We start from the raw sequence: 19034 nt of genomic DNA, 5'->3' as shown, positions 1-19034 counted from the left end.
GATGATCGATGCAAGCTTTCTCTCCTGGCCGTTCTTCGAGGATCGCCATCGGCGCTTCGCTGAAGTTCTGGCTTCCTGGGCCGAGAAGGAGGTCAGCCTCGTGGTCGATCACCACGACGTTGATGCCTCCTGCCGCCGCCTCGTGCGGAGACTGGGCGAGGGCGGCTGGCTGAAGGCAGTGGTGCCGCAGGCCTATGGAGGGCTCTATCCCGCTTTCGACGTCCGCACCCTCTGCCTTGCCCGCGAGACCCTGGCCTATCGGGACGGGCTGGCGGATTTTGCCTTCGCCATGCAGGGCCTCGGCACGGGGCCGATCACGCTCTTCGGCTCGGAGGAGCTGAAGAGCCGCTACCTGCCGCCGGTAGCGCGGGGCGAGGCCATTGCCGCCTTCGCGCTCTCGGAGCCGGAAGCCGGTTCGGACGTGGCCGCCATGAGCACCACCGCAACGCCCGACGGGCCGGATCACGTCCGCCTGGATGGCGCGAAGACCTGGATCTCGAATGGCGGGATTGCCGACCACTATGTGGTCTTCGCCCGTTCGGGGGAGGCTCCGGGGGCGAAGGGGCTGTCGGCCTATGTGGTCGATGCGGAGACGCCGGGACTGACCGTCCAAGAGCGCATCGACGTGATCGCGCCGCATCCTCTCGCGACTCTGCGCTTCGAGGGCTGCCGGCTGCCCCTGTCGCAAAGGGTCGGCGGGCCGGGGGAGGGATTCAAGGTCGCCATGGGGACCCTCGACGTGTTCCGCTCCACGGTAGGCGCAGCGGCCCTGGGCTTCGCGCGCCGGGCCATGGACGAGGCCCTGAGCCATGCCTCCTCCCGCAAGCTGTTCGGTGCGCCCCTGTCCGACCTTCAGATGACCCAAGGCGCACTTGCCGACATGGCGACCGGGGTCGATGCGGCGGCTCTGCTCGTGTACCGCGCCGCCTGGACCAAGGATCAGGGCGCAGAGCGGGTCACCCGCGAAGCCGCCATGGCGAAGATGCAGGCAACCGAAACCGCTCAAGCCGTCATCGACAGGGCGATGCAGATCTTCGGCGGACTCGGCGTCACCAAGGGCGTGAAGGTCGAGGAGCTCTACCGCGAGATCCGGGCCTTGCGCATCTATGAGGGTGCGACCGAGGTCCAGAAGATCGTGATCGCCCGCGAGCTTCTGAAGATGCTGGAGGGCCAGCGCGCTGCGACAAGCCGCACGGCCGCCGAATAAGAAACGATGGAGAGACGCCAGTGACCGCCTTTGTGGGCTCAGCGGATAAACTCGAATCCGACGACGGACCCGAGACCCTTCACCCCCGAAACTGGCCCGTCCCGAAGGGCTATGCCAACGGGATGATGGGCGAGGGCCGTGTGCTCGTCACCGGCGGGATCGTCGGGTGGGACGAGAACGGCGTCTTCGCGGATGGCTTCGTCGCACAGGCGCGGCAGATCTTTACCAACATCTGCGCCATCCTGGCCGAGGGCGGCGCGCAGCCCCGGCATCTCGTGAGGCTCACATGGTATGTCGTCGACATCGATGAATACCTCGCCAATCTGCGCGAGCTGGGCCGGGCCTACCGGGAGGTGTTCGGCACCCATTACCCCGCCATGGCGCTCGTCCAGGTCGTGCGCCTCGTGGAGAAGGCGGCCCGGGTCGAAATCGAGGCGACGGCGATCGTGCAGCGTTCCGAATGACGCCCAGGCTGCCGCCGATCCTGTTGCCTGTGTGCACCGTTTCAACACAACGTTCACCTATGCCTAAAAAGGCATCAGGCTTGATCTAGTGTTACACAGGCCAAAGAGTGTGAATTGCGCCTGTGAATCCGCACAGGCTGCAGGTCTTCCATGCTCCGACTCAACGACAACCGTTCGGGCACCTCGTCCGAAGGCGAGCTCCATGACTATGCCGAGATGTTCGAGCTGGCGCCGGTCTCGCTCTGGCTCGAGGATTACAGCGGTCTCAAACGCCTCTTCGACGAGTGGCGTGAGGCCGGCGTCACCTCCTTGAGGGAGTACCTGCTGGCGGATGTGGGACGCGTAAAGGCCTGCTCGGATCAGATCCGCGTCCTCAAGGTCAACAGCAAGACGCTCAGTCTCTTCGAGGCGGACAGCCTGAACCATCTGGTGGAGAATCTCGGCCGTATCCTCAGCAAGGACATGTTCACGACCTATGTCGATGAGCTCGTTCAGCTGTGGGACGGAAAGGCCGAGATCTCCAGCAATACCGTGAACTACACCCTGTCGGGCAAGCGGCTCGACATCCAGCTGAAGGCAACGATCCTGCCCGGCCACGAGGACAACTGGGACCGGGTTCTCGTCGCAATCGAGGACGTGACGGAGCGCGAAACGGCAAGGCGCAAGCTGACCATCAGCGAGGAATATGCGCGGGGCCTCTTCGAGCACTCCCCGGTGTCGCTCTGGGTGGAGGATTTCAGCGCCGTGAAGCAGCTGCTCGACGAGGTGCGTCAGCAGGGCATTTCCGATTTCCGCGTCTTCACCGACGTGCATCCCGAATTCGTCGAGCGCTGCATGGCCGAGATCCGCGTCGTCGACGTGAACCGCCACACGCTCGAACTCTTCGCCGCCCCGGACAAGCAGATGCTCCTGCGCCGCCTCACCGACGTGCTCAGGGAAGAGATGAGTGACCACTTCCGGGAGCAGCTGGTCGATCTCTGGCATGGCAGGATCTTCCAGCAGCGCGAGGTCGTGAACTACACGCTGGACGGCGACGAGCTGCACCTTCACCTGCAGTTCTCGGTGCTCCCCGGCTACGAGCACGACTGGTCCCTGGTCCAGGTGGCGCTGACGGATATCACCGCCCGCAAGCGAGCCGAGGCCTATTTGGAATATCTCGGCAAGCACGACGTGCTGACCAAGCTCTACAACCGCTCCTTCTTTGCCGACGAGCTGAACCGCCTGGAGCGCAAGGGCCCGTTCCCCGTCACCATCATCATGATCGACCTGAACGGCCTGAAGGCCGTCAACGATCAGCTGGGTCATGCCGCGGGCGACGACCTGCTGCGCCGAGCGGGCGAAGTGCTGAGCAAGGCGGTCGACAAGCCGTCCTATGCGGCCCGCATCGGCGGAGACGAGTTCGCGCTGCTTTTGCCGGCCACTGACGAGCGCGACGGCAAGACGGTGCTGGAGAGCATCGAGAACCTGCTCGAGGTCAACAACCAGTTCTATTCCAGCCTGGAGCTAAGCTTCGCCATGGGCGCGGCCACCAGCCAGCCCGGCGAGCGGCTGGAATCCGTGGTGACGCGGGCCGACCTGATGATGTACGAGGCGAAGCGGGCCTATCATAAATCCATCAAGGATGGCAGCCGGGCCGCAGCATCATAACGCGCGGGATTCCGCTCGTTGGAGGGGATTCCCGGTTGGGCTAGGATGAGGGCGGGCGATCTTCTGGCCAGAACGATGAACGGGAGGATCCCATGACCATCTCTTCGCGACGGCCTCTCCGCGAGGCGGCAGCGCCCCTGGTCGCTGCCCTTCTCGTCGTCCTGTTCGTCGCCCTTCAGTTCCTCGGATCGCCCCAGGCCCTCGGCAGTCTCGGCTTCATCGCTCCGGCGCAGACCTCGAGTCCCCGGGCGACCCTGGAGGGCTTCCGGGCCGACGTCTCGCAGGCGACGGCCCTGCTCATGGGGGCCTACCGGCAGAACGTGTCCGAGCCGGGCGTCTCCTGGAGCGAGAGCGTTTCAGCAAAGGTGGCGGAAGCCGATGCCCTCCTGGCAAAGGCCTCCCGGTCCCTCGATCTGCGAGACATTCCGCCGGTGGAGCTCGAGCACCGGCGGCTCGAATCCGTCCTTCTCCTGCAGGAGGTCCTCGACCGGGTGCCCCTGCCGGACCCGAGCGCCGTCCCCGGAGACGGGGAGATCGCGGCAAAGCCGGTGCCGGCCTGGAATGTGCCGGGCACGGAAATCAGGATCATCCGCATCGCCGACGGGCCGCGGGCGGGGGAGTATCTCTTCTCCAGCGAGACGGTTCTGCGGCTGGAGGACTTCTATCGCCTGATCCGCAGTGAGCCGAAGCTGAGCGGCGTTCCGGGCGATTTCTACGACTTCTTCAGCCAGTCGCCCGGCCACCTGCTGCCGCCGAAATGGTACAGCCTCGTCGAGGCTCTGCCGGCTCCGCTGAAGGTCGAGATTGAGGGCCAGGCGGTCTGGCAATGGATCGCCTTCGCCCTGGTGACAGGCCTCGCCATCGGCGCGGTCCTTGGCATGCGCTCTCTGGCACGAGGTGCCGGCTCCTCCCGGAGCGGAACGGTGCAGCTCCTGCCGCCGATGATCCTGCCGGGCAGTCTCGCGGTGGCCGCTCTGTTCGTGCGCTATATGACCGACAGCCAGATCAACCTGACGGGCCGGGTCAACAACGGTGTCGAGGAGATCGCCCAGGGGATCGCCTACATTGCCATGATCTGGGCGGTTCTCGCCTTCTCGAACGCCCTGGCGGGACGTCTCTACTTCTCCGCCACGAAGAGCATCGACGCCCACCTCGCGAGGGCCGCCGTGCGCATCGGGGGGATCGCGGTCGCTCTCGTGCTCCTGATCTACGGCGCCTCCCATCTTGGCATTCCTCTCGCAGGCCTTCTGGCAGGTCTCGGCGTCGGCGGTCTGGCCGTCGCCCTTGCCGCCAAGCCCACCCTGGAGAACTTCATCGGCGGCCTGATCCTCTATGCGGACAGGCCGGTGCGCGTGGGCGATCTCTGCCGGTTCGGCAATCTCGAAGGCAGGGTCGAGGAGATCGGGATCCGCTCGACCCGGATCAGAGGGCTCGACCGGACGCTGATCACGATCCCGAACGCCACCTTCGTGAACATGAACATCATCAACCTGACCAGCCGCGACCGGATGCCCTATGACCGGGTGGTCGGCATCCGCGCGGCCGATACCGCAGCCATCCGCCACGAAATTGAGGCCGTCGCAGCCCTGGTGGCGGAGCATCCGAAGATCGAGCCCGGCTCGGTCCAGGCGCGGCTGCGGGAAGGACACGAGGAAAAGCCGAAGGTGGAGATCCACGCCCTGATCGCGACCTCGAAATGGGACGACTTCCTGAGGATCCAGCAGGAGATCGATCTCATGCTGCGGGACAGGATGCTTGCCGCGGCCAGAGCCGAGGAGGCTCCCTCGGCCGACAACGTCGTGCCGCTGAAGGACCCGGCCTGAGCCAGTCCCCGCGCCCTCAGATGTCGATGGCGACGATCTCCGCCTGACCCTGTCCGACAGGCACGGTGTCTCCGACCTCTTTCCCCATGAGGGACTGGGCGAGCGGAGAGACATAGGAGATGGTGCCCTGGGCCGGGTCGGCCTCGTCCTCTCCCACGATCCGGTAGCTCTGCTGGCGGCCACCGTCCCGCTCGAAAGTGACCTTCGAGCCGAAGCGGACGTGCTCCGTATCCGTGGGAACGGGAGCGACCTCCGCCGTCGTCCGGCGCAGGGACCAGTAGCGCAGGTCGCGGGAGACGCGCGCGATCTCGGCCTTGTCGTCCGCTTCCTGGGCCTCGGCGAGACGCTTGTTCAAGGCCTCGATCTCCTCGTCCATCCGGGCAAGGCCCGAGGGCGTGACGAGATGATGCGGGCTGACGGTCCGGTCGGGCAGATCCTCGAAGGCTTCTCCGCCTTCGGATTCGCGAACAAAGGCACGGCTCATCGAGGTTTCCTCCGTTCTGTCACGCCTCGTCTTTCCCAGAAGTGGAATCCAGGTCCGGGGCGATGCTTGAGGAGGTAACGGCTCGAACTCTGCTTAAGTTTCCCGAATTAGCCTTTATTGCTTCGCTTGCCTCAGGCGGCCGACAATTCCGCCCGGGAAGGCATAGACGCTGATGATGAACAGGGCGCCGAGCCAGAGGAGCCAGCGATCCGGGTGGATGAGGATGGGAAGGATCGGAATACCCTCCAGGGCTTCGCTCCCGGCCGCCATGAGCACCTGCAGGTAGCTCTGCGCCAGGACGAACAGGGTCGCGCCGATGACGGCCCCGTACATGGTCCCCATGCCGCCGATCACGACCATGAGCAGGATGTCGATCATGATCGAGAAGGAGAGGGTCGTATCGGGCCCGTTATAGCGCAGCCACAGGGCCATCAGCGCGCCCGCGACCGTCGCGGCGAGCGCCGAGAGCACGGAGGCGGCAGTCCGGTAGGCGACCACCCGGTAGCCCAGGGCCTCGGCGCGGAACTCGTTCTCGCGGATGGCCTGGAGCACGCGCCCGAAGGGCGAGTTCACGATGCGCAGCAGAAGCAGGAAGACGAAGAGCGCGACGAAGAAGATCAGGTAATAGGCGAGGATGCGCCCGTTGACCGTGACGCCGAAGAGCTGGTCCTCGAGAGGGCGGAAGGCGGGGCGAAGCTCGAAGGGAAGCTGGAACGACAAGCCGTCCTCGCCGCCCGTGATCTCCGACATCTGGGAGGCCAGCACCGCGACGGCGGAGGCGACAGCAAGGGTGATCATCGAGAAGAAGATCGCCCGGACCCGCAGCGACAGGAGGCCGATGGCGGCGGCCAGGACGGCTGAGAGAGCAAGAGCTGCCACAAGGCCGATCCCGGCTGAGGCCCAGGTGGGCTCGATTTGCTCCAGCGCAATGGCGATGCCGTAGCCGCCGATGCCGAAGAACATGGTGTGGGCGAAGGAAACGATGCCGGAATAGCCGAGCAGAAGGTCGTAGCTCGCGACCAGAACGATGAAGACGCAGATCTTCGCCGCCGTGCTGAGGGGCTGGCTTCCCGAGAACAGGAAGGGGGTTGCTGCGAGGACCAGGAGGATGGCCAGCAGAATGAGGCTCAGGACCCACGACCGCGGGGGATCCGACGAGAGGATCCGGCTGAAGAACCCGCTGCGGCGGGTCTCGTCGGGAGGGAGTGTGAGGGCGGAGGACATGCTCATCGGCGCGCTACCGGAAAGAGGCCCTGCGGACGCCAGATCAGGACGAGGGCCATCACGAGGATGTTGGAGATGAGCGCCAGCTTCGGCGCGACGAAGCCGACATAGTTCGCCACCAGCGCGACCAGGATCGAGCCGACGAAGCAGCCGCCCACGGAGCCGAGGCCGCCGACGATGATGACGATGAAGACCAGCACCATCACCTCCATGCCCATGCCGGCGGTGAGGGTCTGGCGGTAGAAGGCCCACATGACGCCGCCGAGACCGGCCAGCGCAGAGCCCGCCACGAACACGCTGACGAAGAGGCGGCGAATCCGATAGCCCAGGGCCTCCACCATTTCGGGGTTCTCGACCCCGGCCCGGATCAGGAGTCCGATGCGGGTGCGGTTGAGCAGCAACTGCATGCCGATGAAGACGACGAGGCCGATTCCGACCGCGACGACCCGGTAGCGCTCCACGACGATGTCGCCGAAGACGAAGGCCCCGCGCAGGGTCTCCGGCAGAGGGATCGGGATCGGAGAGGCGCCCCAGATGGCGTGGATGGCCTGCTCGGCCACGATCAGGCCGCCCATGGTGACCAGGATCTGCTTGAGATGGCTGCCATAGACCGGGCGGACGATGACCCGCTCGAAGACCGCCCCGACAACCCCCGTCACGGCCATGGCCGCGACGATGCAGAGACCCAGGAGGGCGAGGTTCAGCCCGAGGGATTCCGCCGCTGCCCAGCCGGCCAGAGGCCCCAGGACGAGGAGGGTGGCGTAGGCTCCGAGCGAGATGAAGACACCGTGGCCGAAATTGATGATGTCCATCAGGCCGAAGACGAGGGTCAGCCCCGAGGCCATCAGGAAGATCATCATGCCCATGGCGAGACCCGCCACGGTGAGCGTGACCCAGGTCGAGCCGCTGCCGACGAAGGGCAGGGCGGCGAGGGCGAGGGCCGGCACGAGGAGAAGCGGAAGCCAGTCCGTCTTCGTGCGCGGCAGCTCGGCGGTCGCGGAGGTATCGACGGCCATATCGGTCATTGGTGAGCATCCAGAGAAAGGCCGAGCAGGCGCTGTTGCAGGGCTTTGTCCGCCACGAGATCGCTCATGGCGCCGGAATGCACGATGCGGCCATCGTCCATCACCAGCACATTGTCGCCAAGGGCGGAGGCCGCATAGAAACTCTGCTCCACGAGCAGGATCGTCTCGCCGGCTGCCTTGAGGGCCTTGAAGGCCTCGATCATGCTGCGCACCATCACGGGCGCGAGGCCCTTGGTGGGCTCGTCCACCAGCAGGAGGCGGCGCGGCTCGGCAATGGCGCGGGCAATGGCCAGCATCTGCTTCTGCCCGCCGGAAAGATTGCCGGCCGGCAGGTTCCAGAACCGCTTGAGGGCGGGCAAGAGGCCGAGGATCCAGTCGAGGCGCGCGCTGTCCACGGGGCCGCTGCGGGCCGCCAGCACGATGTTTTCGCGGACGGTGAGATCCGTGAAGATGCCCATGGATTCCGGCACGTAGGCGATGCCCGAGCGGGCAATGTCCGGGGTCGACATCGCCGTGATGTCCTTCTCCCCGAAGCGGATCTCGCCGGAGGAGGCCTTCCAGAGCCCCATGATCGTGCGCAGGGTTGTCGTCTTGCCCGCTCCGTTGCGCCCGAGCAGCATGGTCAGCTCGCCCTCGGGAATGTCGAAATAGACACCGTGCAGGATGTGATAGGGCCCGACATGGGTGTGGACGTCGCTCAGCTTGAGGAGGGGCTCAATCACGGGCGGCCTCCAGTCCGAGATAGGCTTCCTGCACCACCGGCGATGCGATGACCTCTGCCGGTTCGCCGTCGGCGACGAGCGCGCCGTTGTGAAGAACCACGATGCGGTCGGCCAGCGAGCGCACCACGTCCATCTTGTGCTCCACGAGGAGGACGGTGGCGTCCCCGCGCTGCTTGATGTCGTTGATGAGTTCGAGCACCGTCGGAACCTCGTCGACGCTCATGCCTGCGGTCGGCTCGTCGAACATGAAGACCTTCGGCTCCATGGCGAGGAGGAGGGCGACTTCGAGCTTGCGCTGGTCGCCGTGCGAAAGGGCCTTGGGAGCGATGTGGCGCCTGTCCTCGAGGCGCACCCTTTCCAGGATGTCCTCGGCCTTCTCGATGAGGTCGCGGCGGCTGTTCCACACTTTGAGCAGCGACCATCCGGCATCGGCCCGGCTCTGGACCGCGAGGCGGATGTTCTCCAGCGCCGTCAGGTCGGGAAAGAGGTTGGTCAGCTGGAAGGCGCGCCCCAGGCCCTTCTTGGCCCGGGCGGAGGCGGGCAGGGCGGTGATGTCCTCGCCCCCGACGATCACTTCGCCCGACGTGGCGCGAAGCTGGCCGGAGATGAGATTGAAATAGGTGGTCTTGCCGGCGCCGTTCGGGCCGACGATGGCCGTGAGCGTGCCGGGAGTGAACCGGCACGACACGTCGTTGACGGCCACGTGGCCGCCGAAGCGAATGGTAAGCCCGCGCGTTTCCAGCGCGGGCGATTTCGTCGTCTGGATCACAGGTCTGCTTAGCGCTTGTTCCGGACCGGGATCGGCATCTTGTCGGCCGGGATCGTGGCGAGGAGATCGAGCAGGTCGTTCGCGTCCTTGCCTTCACCCTTGACCTTGAAGTGGTACATGGGCTGCAGCGCCTGGTGATCCTCCTTGCGGAAGGTCATGGTGCCCTTCGGCGTCTCGAAGCTCATGCCCTCCATGGCTTTGACGAGTTTCTCCGGATCCGTCCCGCCCGCCTTCTCGATGGCGGTCAGGGCAGCGGAGGCCGCAGCGAAGCCGCCCGCGGTGAAGAAGTCCGGCGGCGCATTGAAGCGCTTCTGGTGCTCGGCCACGAGCCAGTCGTTCATCGGGTTCTTCGGGAAGGCATGGTAGTAGTAGATCGCGCCTTCCATGCCGGGATAGTTCTTGTAGATCTGCATGGCGGGCAGGATGTTGCCGCCGGGGGCGATCTCGATGCCGAAGCGCTCCGGCTTGAGGTCGGCGATCTTCGGCAGCGGATGCTGGCCGGCCCAGATGATGTTGATGATCTTCTTGCCCGGCTTGTCCTTGAGCGCGTCGAAGATGCGCTGGGCGGAAGCGGTGAAGTCGGTGGCGTTCTGCGGAGCGTATTCCTCGAACACGACCTTCGCATTCGGACGGATCTTACCGAGCGCGTCCTTGAGCGCGGCGACGCCATCGCGGCCGAAGGCGTAGTCCTGCGCGAGCGTCGCGATGGATACCTCTCCGCTCTCCGGGATCGCAGCGGCTGCGCCGTAGGCGTCCTGCGTCGAGTTGCGCGAGGTGCGGAAGATGTAGCGGTTCCACTTCTCGCCGGTGATGGCGTCGGCGACCGCAGGCTCCACGATCAGAACCTTTTGGTACTCCTCGGCGACCGGCAGCATGGCGAGCGCGGCGGCCGAAGAGGTCGTGCCGACGGCGATATCCACGTTGTCGTCGTTATAGGCCTGCTCCAGCAGGGTCTTGGCGAGATCGGCCTTGAGCTGGTCGTCCTTCACGATGACGTCGATCTTGCGACCGTTCACCATCATGGTGCCCTTGGTGAGGTATTCGAGCCCCATTATGAAGCCGGCTTCGGTCTGCTTGGCGTAAGCCTCCAGCGGGCCGGTCTTGCCGGCGATCAGGGCGATCTTGATATCTTCGGCGAAAGCAGCGGTCGCGAAGAAAATTCCTGCCGTGGCGGCAGCGATTTTGAGTTTCAGGCGCATCGGACTCCCCGTGTTCTTATGGCGCCATTGACCGCTCTGCGCCTCCGCCTGTCAAGTTCAACTCTTGGACCCGCTGTGGAGGGGAAAGCTGACGAAACGGCACAGGTCTCAGGCTTCTGGCAGCACCGGGGGCTCGATGTCCTTGGCGACACGCCCACGCCGTGCTGCCTCGCGCTCCAGAAGAAGCAGGACGATCCCGGCTCCGCAGATCACGGCGGCACCGACGAGAGTCCAGAACTGGACGATGTCGCCGAAGGCGAGATAGCCGAGCACGATTGCCCAGACGATGAGGGTGTACTGATAGGGCGCGACGACCGAGGCGGGCGCGATCTTGAGCGAGCGGTTGACGCAGGCATGGGCCGCCATGGAGACGATGCCGAGGAGGAACAGGGCCGCGAGGTCGAGCGGTCCCGGCGTGACCCAGGCGAGGGGCGCGGCCACGATGCCGAAGATCAGCGTGCCGATGATCTGGCCCAGAACGAGCGTGGCGTCATGGGTCTCCCGCAGCATGCGGGTCGTGATCATCAGCAGGGAATAGAACACGCTTCCCGCAAGCGCGATGAGCGCCGGCAGGGACAGGGTGGCCGGAGAGGGGCGAAGGGCGATGAGCACTCCGACGAAGCCGACGGCAATCGCGAGGATCCGCGGCGCATCGAGCCTCTCGTCGAGCCAGAAGAAGGCAAAGGCCGCCACATAGATCGGCCCGGCGAGGTAATAGGTCATGACGTCCGCCAGCGGCAGATAGGTCACGGCCCAGTAGAAGCAGGCGACCTCGAGTGTCGACAGGGTGATGCGGACGGCGTGGAGCCCCGGCTGGGGAGGAATCCTAAAGGGAACGTTCTGCTTGCGCATGATCGGCAGGAGAACGGCGAGCGCCGCGATGGAGCGCAGCAGCAGCACCTGACCCACGGAGTACGTGGCGACGAGCCACTTCCCCATGACGTCGTTGACCGCGAAGAGAAAGACCCCGAGCAGCATCAGGCCGATGCCGATGAGAGCGCCGGAGCGGATCGCCTGTCCCGGCGGGAGCACGTGCCTGGTCATGGGCGGCAACCGCAACGGTTCGCCCGGCGGACGGCCCGGCCGATTGCAGTGGAATGGATCTTGGAAAGGGACATCGAGGGACGACTCTGCCCGCAGCCGAGAGGGTTCGCTCTCAATATCGAAGCGCCGGCAATTCACAAGCCCCTCCTACAGGGGGGCTAGAAAGTCCTGGCTCCGTTCACCGGGAGCATGATGGCGTAAAGCGACGTGGTGGCGCAGATGTAGAGGCGATTGCGCTTCACGCCCCCGAAGACCACGTTCGCCACGATCTCGGGCACCAGAACCTTGCCGAGCAGGGTGCCGCCCGGATCGTAGCAATGGACGCCGTCGCCCGCGCTCGCCCAGATCCGCCCGGCTTCGTCCAGCCGGAAGCCGTCGAAGAGCCCGTCGGTGCAGGTGGCGAAGACGCCGCCTCCCGTCAGGCTGCCGCTGTCCGTGAGATCGAAAGCGCGAATGTGGCGGGGGCCGTCCACAACATGCGTTGCGCCCGTATCCGCCACATAGAGGCGCTTTTCGTTGGGCGAGAAGGCAATCCCGTTGGGACGGACGAAGTCGTCGGCGACGACGGCGATGTCGCCGCTCTGCGGATCGACGCGATAGACATGGCAGCCGCCCATCTCGCTCTGCGCCTTGTGGCCCTCGTAATCGGAATCGATGCCGTAGGCCGGGTCCGTGAACCAGATCGAGCCATCAGATCTCACGACCACGTCGTTGGGGCTGTTGAGGCGCTTGCCCTGGTAGTGACTGGCGATGACGGTGATGGAGCCGTCATGCTCGGTGCGGGTCACCCGTCGGTTGCCATGCTCGCAGGTCATGAGCCTGCCCTGCCTGTCCACCGTATTGCCGTTGGAATAGCCCGAGGGAGCGCGAAAGACGCTGACGGCGTTCGACGTCTCGTCGTAGCGCATCATGCGGTCGTTGGGCACGTCGCTCCAGACGAGATAGCGGCCCGCCGGGAAATAGGCGGGGCCCTCCGCCCAGCGGCATCCCTCGGCCAGCTTCTCGAGCCGCGCCGTCGGGATCACCAGGTTCCGGAAGCGCTCGTCCAGAATAACGGCCACGTCCCTGAACATCGAAAACCCGCGCCTGTATCAATGAGCCAGGATGACGGGCATCGTCGTGTTGCTCAAGATGTGGCTCGTCGCTCCCCCGAAGAACATCTGCCTGAGGCGGCTCTGCGTATAGGCGCCCTTCACCAGGAGGTCGCAGCCAAGCGCGGCCGCCTCGGCCAGGATCTTCTCTCCGGGCCTGTTGGCGGTGTCCGTGACCGTCACCGCTTCAGCGGGCATGTCGCGCATTCTCAGGAAACGGGCCAGCTCCGCGCCCGATGGGCCCGGAACACCCCAGTCCTCGATCTCGAGAATGACGATGCGGCGGGCCTTGGAGAGGATCGGCATGGAGCCCAGGATCGTGCGCGCCGTTTCGGTGCTGCGGTTCCAGGCGATCACGACGGTTTCGCCGATGCTCCGCGGTGAGTTGGGAGGAGAGATCAGAACGGGGTGGCCGGTCTCGAAGAGGGCCGCCTCGACGGTGGAGAGGCGCGTCTGGCCGTTCGATCCGTCGGGACGTCCGACGACGATCACGTCGAAGACACGTCCATAGGCTCCCAGGAACGCATCCTCCATCAGCCCGTCCTGCCGCCAGCCGAAGCCGAGGCCGCCGAGGCCCGCGGAACGGGGGATCTCCCGCGTGACCATGAAGCCCTCGAAGCGCTCGCGACAAGTGCGGGCGATCTCGATGCGGTTCTCAGGCGTGATGGGCGAGGGAACGCCGATGGCGATATCCACCGGCAGGACCACCGGATAATCCGGGGTGATGGCGATCCCCTCAATATAGCTGTCGAACATCCGGCCCAGCAGAAGCGCCGCTTCCAGTTGAGGCTCGAGGATGCCGTGGTCTTCGACCGGAATGAGAATGCTTTTCATGAGATTATTGTCGCGCTTAAATCCCTTGCCGACAAGGGGTCCCGACGAAGGTCGGGGGCGGGGTGGGCGCTCCTATGGGATCGTGAAGTCTCCGGGCTGCCAGGAAACCTTCGGATAAAGAGGGTTCATCTCTTCCAGTGTCGCCTTGACGATGGAGGCGACGGCGGCGTTGCGGACCCACTTCCGGTCGGCCGGGATGACATGCCAGGGCGCCCATGGGGTCGAGCAGCGGTGCAGCATGGTCTCGTAGGCGTCCTGGAAGTCGTCCCAGTGCTGCCTGTCGTCGAGGTCGCCCGCATCGAACTTCCAGTGCTTCTTCGGGTTGTCGAGCCTCTCCTGCAGGCGCTCTTTCTGCTCGTCCTTCGAGATGTGCAGCATGAACTTGAGAATCGTCGTGCCGTTCTCCACCAGCATCTTCTCGAAGGCGTTGATCTGCTCGTAGCGCTGCTCGATGACCTGCGCAGGAGCGAACGACCTCACCTTCGCGATCAGCACATCCTCGTAATGGGAGCGGTTGAAAATGCCAATGGTCCCGCGGCGCGGGCAGACGGCATGGACGCGCCAGAGATAATCGTGCGCAAGCTCGGTCTCCGACGGCTTGCGGAAGGCCGTGACCGAGACGCCGAGAGGGCCGGTCGCATTGAACACGCTGCGGATGGTGCCGTCCTTGCCCGAGGTATCCGTCCCCTGCAGTACCACGAGGAGCGCCCGCGAGCCCTCCGCATAAAGGCGGTCCTGCAATGCGTCGATGTCCTTGGCGAGGGCGGCGGTGGCGGCCTTGGTCTCGCTTTCGCCCTCGAAGAGCGAGGCACCGCGCGGATCGCATTCCTTCAGGCGGACGCGGTCCCCCGGCTTCACCAGGACCTTGTCCAGCAGGGCACGAACGTGATCCGTCATCCTTTGCTCCTCATCTCCCGACAGGACGATAGAGCATGGCGCTGCGAAAGGAAGATCTGGATGGCGGCGGGATACGCCTTTACGGCTCCGCGCACGCGGCTTACCAAATGGGCACCCGTGACGTTCGCAAAGGCGCCTTCCATGCTCGCCCTCTACTACTATCCCGGCAATGCCAGCCTCCTGCCCCACATGATGCTGCGGGAGATCGGCGCACCCTTCGAACTGCGCCTCGTGGACCGGAGCCAGAATGCGCAGAAGAGCGCGGACTATCTCAGGCTCAACCCGAATGGGCGCATCCCAGTGCTGGTCGATGGCGATCTCGTCCTGTTCGAGACAGCCGCGGTCGCGCTCCATCTCGCGGACAAGTTCCCGGAGGCGGGCCTCGCCCCCGCCATCGGCACCAAGGAGCGGGCCGAGTTCTACAAGTGGATGATCCATTTCACGAACACGCCGCAGGCGGAATATCGCGCCTGGTTCTATCCGCACGAGCACACCACGGATGAAGCCGCAGTGCCGAGCGTCAAGGCGGCGGCGGAGCAGCGCCTCTACCGCATGTTCGACGTCATTGCCGAGCAGCTCGGCGACAGGGCATGGCTCTTGGGCGACCGCTTCTCCGCCGCCGATCTCTTCCTGTTCATGCTGATCCGCTGGGGACGCGGCATGCCGCGCCCGCCGCGCAGCATTCCCGCCCTGAACGCCCTGGCCGAGCGTGTCGTCGCACGGCCCGCCGTGCAGGAGGCTTTCGCCGCAGAGGGGATTCAGGCGCCCCTGTTCTGAGCGCTCACGTCTTCCGGCGCGGGGTTTCCGGCAGGACCTGATCGATCCTGCCGATCTCCGCCCAGGGATCCTGTTTCAGGGATGCGAGGCGCTGGCCCAGGTTCCGGACGGTGAAGCCGTTCGGCCTGATATCGGGCGTCAGCTCCTCCCAGGCGAGCGGCGTGGCAACGGGCGCGCCGGGCCGGGCGCGGGTCGAGTAGGGGGCGACCGCAGAGGCCTCCCGGTTGTTGCGCAGATAATCGATGAAGATCCGGCCCTCGCGCTCCTGCTTGACGGATGTGGTCGTGTAGCGATCCGGCTCATCGCGCGCCATGGCCTCTGCGAGGCCTCTCGTGAAGGCGAGGGTCTCCTTCCAGGTGGCCTTCGGCTTTACCGGCGCGACGACATGAAGCCCCTTGCCTCCGGTCGTCTTGACGAAGCTCTCCAGGCCCAGAGCCCTCAGGCGCTCGCGAACGGCGCGGGCCGCCTCGATCACATGGGACCATTCCAGGCCGTCTCCCGGATCGAGATCGAGGATGAGGCGGTCGGGGCGCTCCAGATCGGCCATGGTCGCGCCCCAGACATGCATCTCCAGGACGCCCGACTGCACGAGGGCGACGACGCCCTGAATATCCCGGACAGTCAGGATCTCCTGCTCATCCGGCGCCGGGGTGCGCTGGATGAAGCCGCTGATGCCCGCCCAAGGGTGGCGCTGCACGAAGCATTTCTTCTGCGCGCCGGCAGGGCAGCGGATCAAGGTGAGGGGACGGCCTGCCAGATGCGGGAGGACCCACTCGGCGATGCTCACGTAGAACTCGGCCAGTTCCCGCTTCGTGAGGCCCTGGTCCTCCCACAGGATCCGATCCGGATTTGTGAGAGAGACCCCGGCCACATCCGCGGTTTCGGGCTTGGTTCCTTTGCGTTCCGAGGAGGCGCGTTTCTTCGCAGGCGGCGCTTGCCGCCTCGCCTTTCCGGTTCGCGCGCCAGGGGCGGAGGAAGTGTCGTCAGCGGGCTTTGCCATGGCGCCGAGTCAAATCCGCGCCAGGCTTTCGGTTCCGGCCTCAGGAGGCCAGGGGCTCGCCCTGGGCTTCGGCCTTGCTGCGCTCGCTGAGGAAGGCGGCTGCGATCAGGTCGCGGGTGTAGTCCTCCTGCGGACGCTCGAAGATCTGCTCGGCCGTGCCGCGCTCCACCACCTTGCCGCTCTTCATCACCATGATCTCGTCGGAGAGCGCGCGCACGACTGCGAGATCGTGGCTGATGAAGACATAGGCGAGGCCATGGGCCTTCTGCAGGCCGCGCAGCAACTCCACGATCTCCTTCTGCACCGAACGGTCGAGAGCCGAGGTCGGCTCGTCGAGAACGACCAGCTTCGGGTGGAGGATCATGGCGCGGGCGATCGCGATGCGCTGCCTCTGGCCGCCGGAGAATTCGTGAGGGAAGCGGTTGCGCCAGGCGGGATCGAGCTGGACTTCCTCGAAGGCCTGGGCCGCCCGCCGGTCGCGCTCCTTGCGGGAGATGCTGGGCTCGTGGACCAGAAGTCCTTCGGTCACGATCTCGCCTGACGTCATGCGCGGCGAGAGAGAGCCGAACGGGTCCTGGAAGACAAGCTGGAGATGCCGCCGCAGGGGCCGCATGCCGGACCGGTCGAGCGGCATCAAGTTGCGATCCTCGAAGCGAACCATGCCGGAAGCCTGCTGGAGCTTCAGGATCGCACGGCCCAGCGTCGACTTGCCCGATCCGGATTCGCCCACCACGCCCACCGTCTCGCCGGCGCGCACCGTGAGGCTCACGCCGTCCACGGCGCGAAGCACATGGGTGGTCGTGCCGAACAGGCTCTTCTTCAGGCCGAAGGTGACCTCGACGTTCCTGGCGTCCAGCACCATGGGCGCATCGGCCGAAACGGGCTCCTTGCGTCCCGTCGGTTCGGCGTCGATGAGCATCTGCGTATAGGGGTGCTTCGGCGCGGCGAAGAGGTCGCCGGTCCGGCCGCTCTCCACCACCTCGCCGCGCTTCATCACATAGGTGCGGTCGGCGAACCGGCGCACGACGCCGAGATCGTGGGTGATGAAGACGATGGACATGCCGAGGCGCTTCTGGAGATCGGCCAGAAGCTCGAGGATGCGCGCCTGGACCGTCACGTCGAGAGCCGTGGTCGGCTCGTCGGCGATCAGCACGTCGGGATTGTTCGCGAGCGCCATGGCGATCATCACGCGCTGGCGCTGGCCGCCGGAGAGTTCGTGCGGATAGGCGTCGATCCGGCGGGCAGGGTCCGGGATCTGCACGAGTTCCAGGAGCTCGATGGCGCGCTTGCGCGCGTTGCGCTTGCTCATTCCGCCATGAGTCGTCAGCGGCAGGCTGAGCTGGTCGCCGATCCGGTAGAGCGGATCGAGCGAGGTCATGGGCTCCTGGAAGATCATGGTGAGCTTCGAGCCGCGATAGCGGTTGAGCTTCTCGGGAGACAGGCCCACGAGCTCCTCTCCGCGATACTTCACCGAGCCTTCCGCCCAGCCGTTGGAGGCCAGCAGGCCCATGACGGACATCATGGTTTGGCTTTTGCCGGAGCCGGATTCTCCGACGATGGCGACGGTCTCGCCGGGATTGATGTCGATATCGATGCCCTTCACCGCATGAAGGATGCCATCGCCCGTGCGGAAGCGGACGTGGAGATTGCGGACCGAGAGAACGGGTTCTGTCATGTCAGCGATCCTTCGGGTCGAGCGCATCGCGCAGGCCGTCGCCGATGAAGTTGAGGCAGAACAGGATCGCGACGAGCGTGAGGGACGGGTAGATCAGCATCCAGGTTGCGCCCTGGATGTTCTTGGCGCCCTCCGAAATCAGGACGCCGAGGCTGGTATTGGGCTCCTGGACGCCGAGGCCGAGGAAGGACAGGAAGCTCTCCAGCAGGATCACCTTCGGCACCAGAAGAGTCATGTAAACGACCACGGGGCCGAGCGTGTTGGGGATCACGTGACGGCGGATGATGCCCTTCGTCTCGACGCCGAGGGCTTCCGCGGCCTGCACGTATTCCTGCCGCTTGATCGAGAGCGTCTGCCCGCGGACGATGCGGGCCATGTCGAGCCACTCCACCGCGCCGACGGCGATGAACATCAGGATGAAATTGCGGCCGAAGAACACGACCAGCATGATCACGAAGAAGATGAAGGGCAGGGAATAGAGAATGTCGACGATGCGCATCATCACCAGATCGACCCGCCCGCCGAGATAGCCCGCGGTCGCGCCGTAGATCACGCCGATGAGGATGGCGACGAAGGTGGCGAGGAGGCCGATGGCGAGCGAGATCTGCCCCGCCTTCATGGTGCGGGTGAGCAGGTCGCGGCCGTTGGTATCCGTGCCGAAGAAGAAGTATTGCCGCTTGATCGGCACATCGACGACGAGCCGCCGTCCTTCCTCCAGGCGCTCCACGACCTGGGCGGTGCCGAACAGGTCGGAGCGCTCGAAATAGGCCAGAAGCCGCTCGTCGATGGGGCGGCTGCTCGAGCTGACCAGCGTGACGCGCAGGCTGTCGTCCCCGATGACGATGTTCTCCGGCTTCGCGCGCACCCGCGATCCAATCCTCTCGAGATTGGGCTCGATCTGATCGGGCTTGGGGTAGGCCTCCAGGCTGGCGGGCACCTTCACGTACTCGCTGTAGACGCGGTCGAAGGGATGTCCGGTGAAGAAGGGCCCGAAAATGCAGGCGATGGCGATGAGGCCGAGGACGACGATGCTGGTGACCGCCGCCTTGTTGTGGAGAAGCCGCCCGCGGGCCTCGGCCCAGAGGGAACGCCCCGCAACCGGGCCTTTCATGGTTTCGACAGGAAGAACTGCGCCTTGAGCCATGGCAAAAC

At 65.4% G+C, this 19034-nt stretch carries 18 protein-coding genes; 5 read left to right on the top strand and 13 right to left on the bottom strand.

Annotation, left to right across the window (positions count from 1 at the left end; all coding sequences use genetic code 11):
* Position 1: 1 nt before the first annotated feature.
* The 4 genes from LG661_RS05355 (at position 2) to LG661_RS05340 (ending at position 5141) form a co-directional block, all read left to right on the top strand.
* Positions 2 to 1207, top strand: a complete 1206-nt coding sequence (locus LG661_RS05355) for an acyl-CoA dehydrogenase family protein (protein WP_230530843.1) — start codon at positions 2 to 4, stop codon at positions 1205 to 1207.
* Positions 1208 to 1239: 32 nt separating this feature from the next.
* Positions 1240 to 1671 carry a RidA family protein gene (locus LG661_RS05350; RefSeq protein WP_230530920.1) on the top strand — a complete coding sequence of 144 codons (432 nt, stop codon included), beginning with the start codon at positions 1240 to 1242 and terminating at the stop codon, positions 1669 to 1671.
* Between the two features lie 150 nt (positions 1672 to 1821).
* The gene (locus tag LG661_RS05345; protein ID WP_230530842.1) at positions 1822 to 3318 is read left to right on the top strand and encodes a sensor domain-containing diguanylate cyclase; all 1497 of its coding nucleotides are present in this window, start codon (positions 1822 to 1824) and stop codon (positions 3316 to 3318) included.
* Positions 3319 to 3410: 92 nt separating this feature from the next.
* The gene (locus tag LG661_RS05340; protein WP_230530841.1) at positions 3411 to 5141 is read left to right on the top strand and encodes a mechanosensitive ion channel family protein; all 1731 of its coding nucleotides are present in this window, start codon (positions 3411 to 3413) and stop codon (positions 5139 to 5141) included.
* A gap of 16 nt (positions 5142 to 5157) precedes the next feature.
* Here the strand turns inward: LG661_RS05340 and greA are convergent, their stop codons facing one another.
* The 10 genes from greA to LG661_RS05290 form a co-directional block, all read right to left on the bottom strand.
* A complete protein-coding gene (greA, locus tag LG661_RS05335) occupies positions 5158 to 5625 on the bottom strand; it encodes a transcription elongation factor GreA (RefSeq protein WP_230530840.1) in 468 nt (155 codons plus the stop codon).
* Between the two features lie 114 nt (positions 5626 to 5739).
* Positions 5740 to 6849, bottom strand: a complete 1110-nt coding sequence (locus tag LG661_RS05330; protein WP_230530919.1) for a branched-chain amino acid ABC transporter permease — start codon at positions 6847 to 6849, stop codon at positions 5740 to 5742.
* A gap of 2 nt (positions 6850 to 6851) precedes the next feature.
* Positions 6852 to 7874, bottom strand: coding sequence for a branched-chain amino acid ABC transporter permease (locus LG661_RS05325; RefSeq protein ID WP_230530839.1), 1023 nt, complete (start codon positions 7872 to 7874; stop codon positions 6852 to 6854).
* Positions 7871 to 8593 (bottom strand): ABC transporter ATP-binding protein, encoded by a 723-nt coding sequence (locus tag LG661_RS05320; protein WP_230530918.1) that lies wholly within the window; start codon positions 8591 to 8593, stop codon positions 7871 to 7873. Before LG661_RS05320 ends, LG661_RS05325 begins: the two co-directional genes overlap by 4 nt.
* Positions 8589 to 9365: an ABC transporter ATP-binding protein gene (locus tag LG661_RS05315; protein ID WP_230530838.1), complete on the bottom strand. Its 777-nt coding sequence runs from the start codon at positions 9363 to 9365 to the stop codon at positions 8589 to 8591. The genes LG661_RS05320 and LG661_RS05315 overlap by 5 nt, the downstream gene beginning before the upstream one ends.
* 8 nt (positions 9366 to 9373) lie before the next feature.
* On the bottom strand, positions 9374 to 10564 hold the full coding sequence (locus LG661_RS05310; protein WP_230530837.1) for a substrate-binding domain-containing protein: 1191 nt from the start codon (positions 10562 to 10564) through the stop codon (positions 9374 to 9376).
* A 108-nt stretch (positions 10565 to 10672) separates the two neighbouring features.
* The gene (locus LG661_RS05305; protein ID WP_230530836.1) at positions 10673 to 11608 is read right to left on the bottom strand and encodes a DMT family transporter; all 936 of its coding nucleotides are present in this window, start codon (positions 11606 to 11608) and stop codon (positions 10673 to 10675) included.
* Positions 11609 to 11766: 158 nt separating this feature from the next.
* The gene (locus LG661_RS05300) at positions 11767 to 12681 is read right to left on the bottom strand and encodes an SMP-30/gluconolactonase/LRE family protein (protein WP_230530835.1); all 915 of its coding nucleotides are present in this window, start codon (positions 12679 to 12681) and stop codon (positions 11767 to 11769) included.
* Positions 12682 to 12699: 18 nt separating this feature from the next.
* Positions 12700 to 13533 (bottom strand): universal stress protein, encoded by an 834-nt coding sequence (locus LG661_RS05295; RefSeq protein ID WP_230530834.1) that lies wholly within the window; start codon positions 13531 to 13533, stop codon positions 12700 to 12702.
* A 72-nt stretch (positions 13534 to 13605) separates the two neighbouring features.
* A complete protein-coding gene (locus LG661_RS05290) occupies positions 13606 to 14430 on the bottom strand; it encodes a polyphosphate kinase 2 family protein (protein WP_230530833.1) in 825 nt (274 codons plus the stop codon).
* A 60-nt stretch (positions 14431 to 14490) separates the two neighbouring features.
* Here LG661_RS05290 and LG661_RS05285 point away from each other — a divergent pair, with 60 nt between their 5' ends.
* The gene (locus LG661_RS05285) at positions 14491 to 15207 is read left to right on the top strand and encodes a glutathione S-transferase family protein (protein WP_230530832.1); all 717 of its coding nucleotides are present in this window, start codon (positions 14491 to 14493) and stop codon (positions 15205 to 15207) included.
* A gap of 4 nt (positions 15208 to 15211) precedes the next feature.
* On the opposite strand, the gene ligD is transcribed toward LG661_RS05285, so the two are convergent.
* From ligD to LG661_RS05270, 3 genes are read right to left on the bottom strand one after another with little or no spacing between them, the layout of a single operon-like run.
* Positions 15212 to 16207, bottom strand: coding sequence for a non-homologous end-joining DNA ligase (gene ligD / locus LG661_RS05280; RefSeq protein ID WP_230530831.1), 996 nt, complete (start codon positions 16205 to 16207; stop codon positions 15212 to 15214).
* A gap of 40 nt (positions 16208 to 16247) precedes the next feature.
* Positions 16248 to 17882 (bottom strand): ABC transporter ATP-binding protein, encoded by a 1635-nt coding sequence (locus tag LG661_RS05275; RefSeq protein ID WP_230530830.1) that lies wholly within the window; start codon positions 17880 to 17882, stop codon positions 16248 to 16250.
* Position 17883: 1 nt separating this feature from the next.
* Positions 17884 to 19026 carry an ABC transporter permease subunit gene (locus tag LG661_RS05270; protein ID WP_230530829.1) on the bottom strand — a complete coding sequence of 381 codons (1143 nt, stop codon included), beginning with the start codon at positions 19024 to 19026 and terminating at the stop codon, positions 17884 to 17886.
* Positions 19027 to 19034 lie beyond the last annotated feature (8 nt).

The organism is Microvirga roseola (assembly GCF_020866965.1).
In the GTDB taxonomy this organism is placed as follows: domain Bacteria; phylum Pseudomonadota; class Alphaproteobacteria; order Rhizobiales; family Beijerinckiaceae; genus Microvirga; species Microvirga roseola.
Note: the sequence above shows the minus strand (reverse complement) of the source record. Positions and strands in the feature narration are given on the sequence as shown.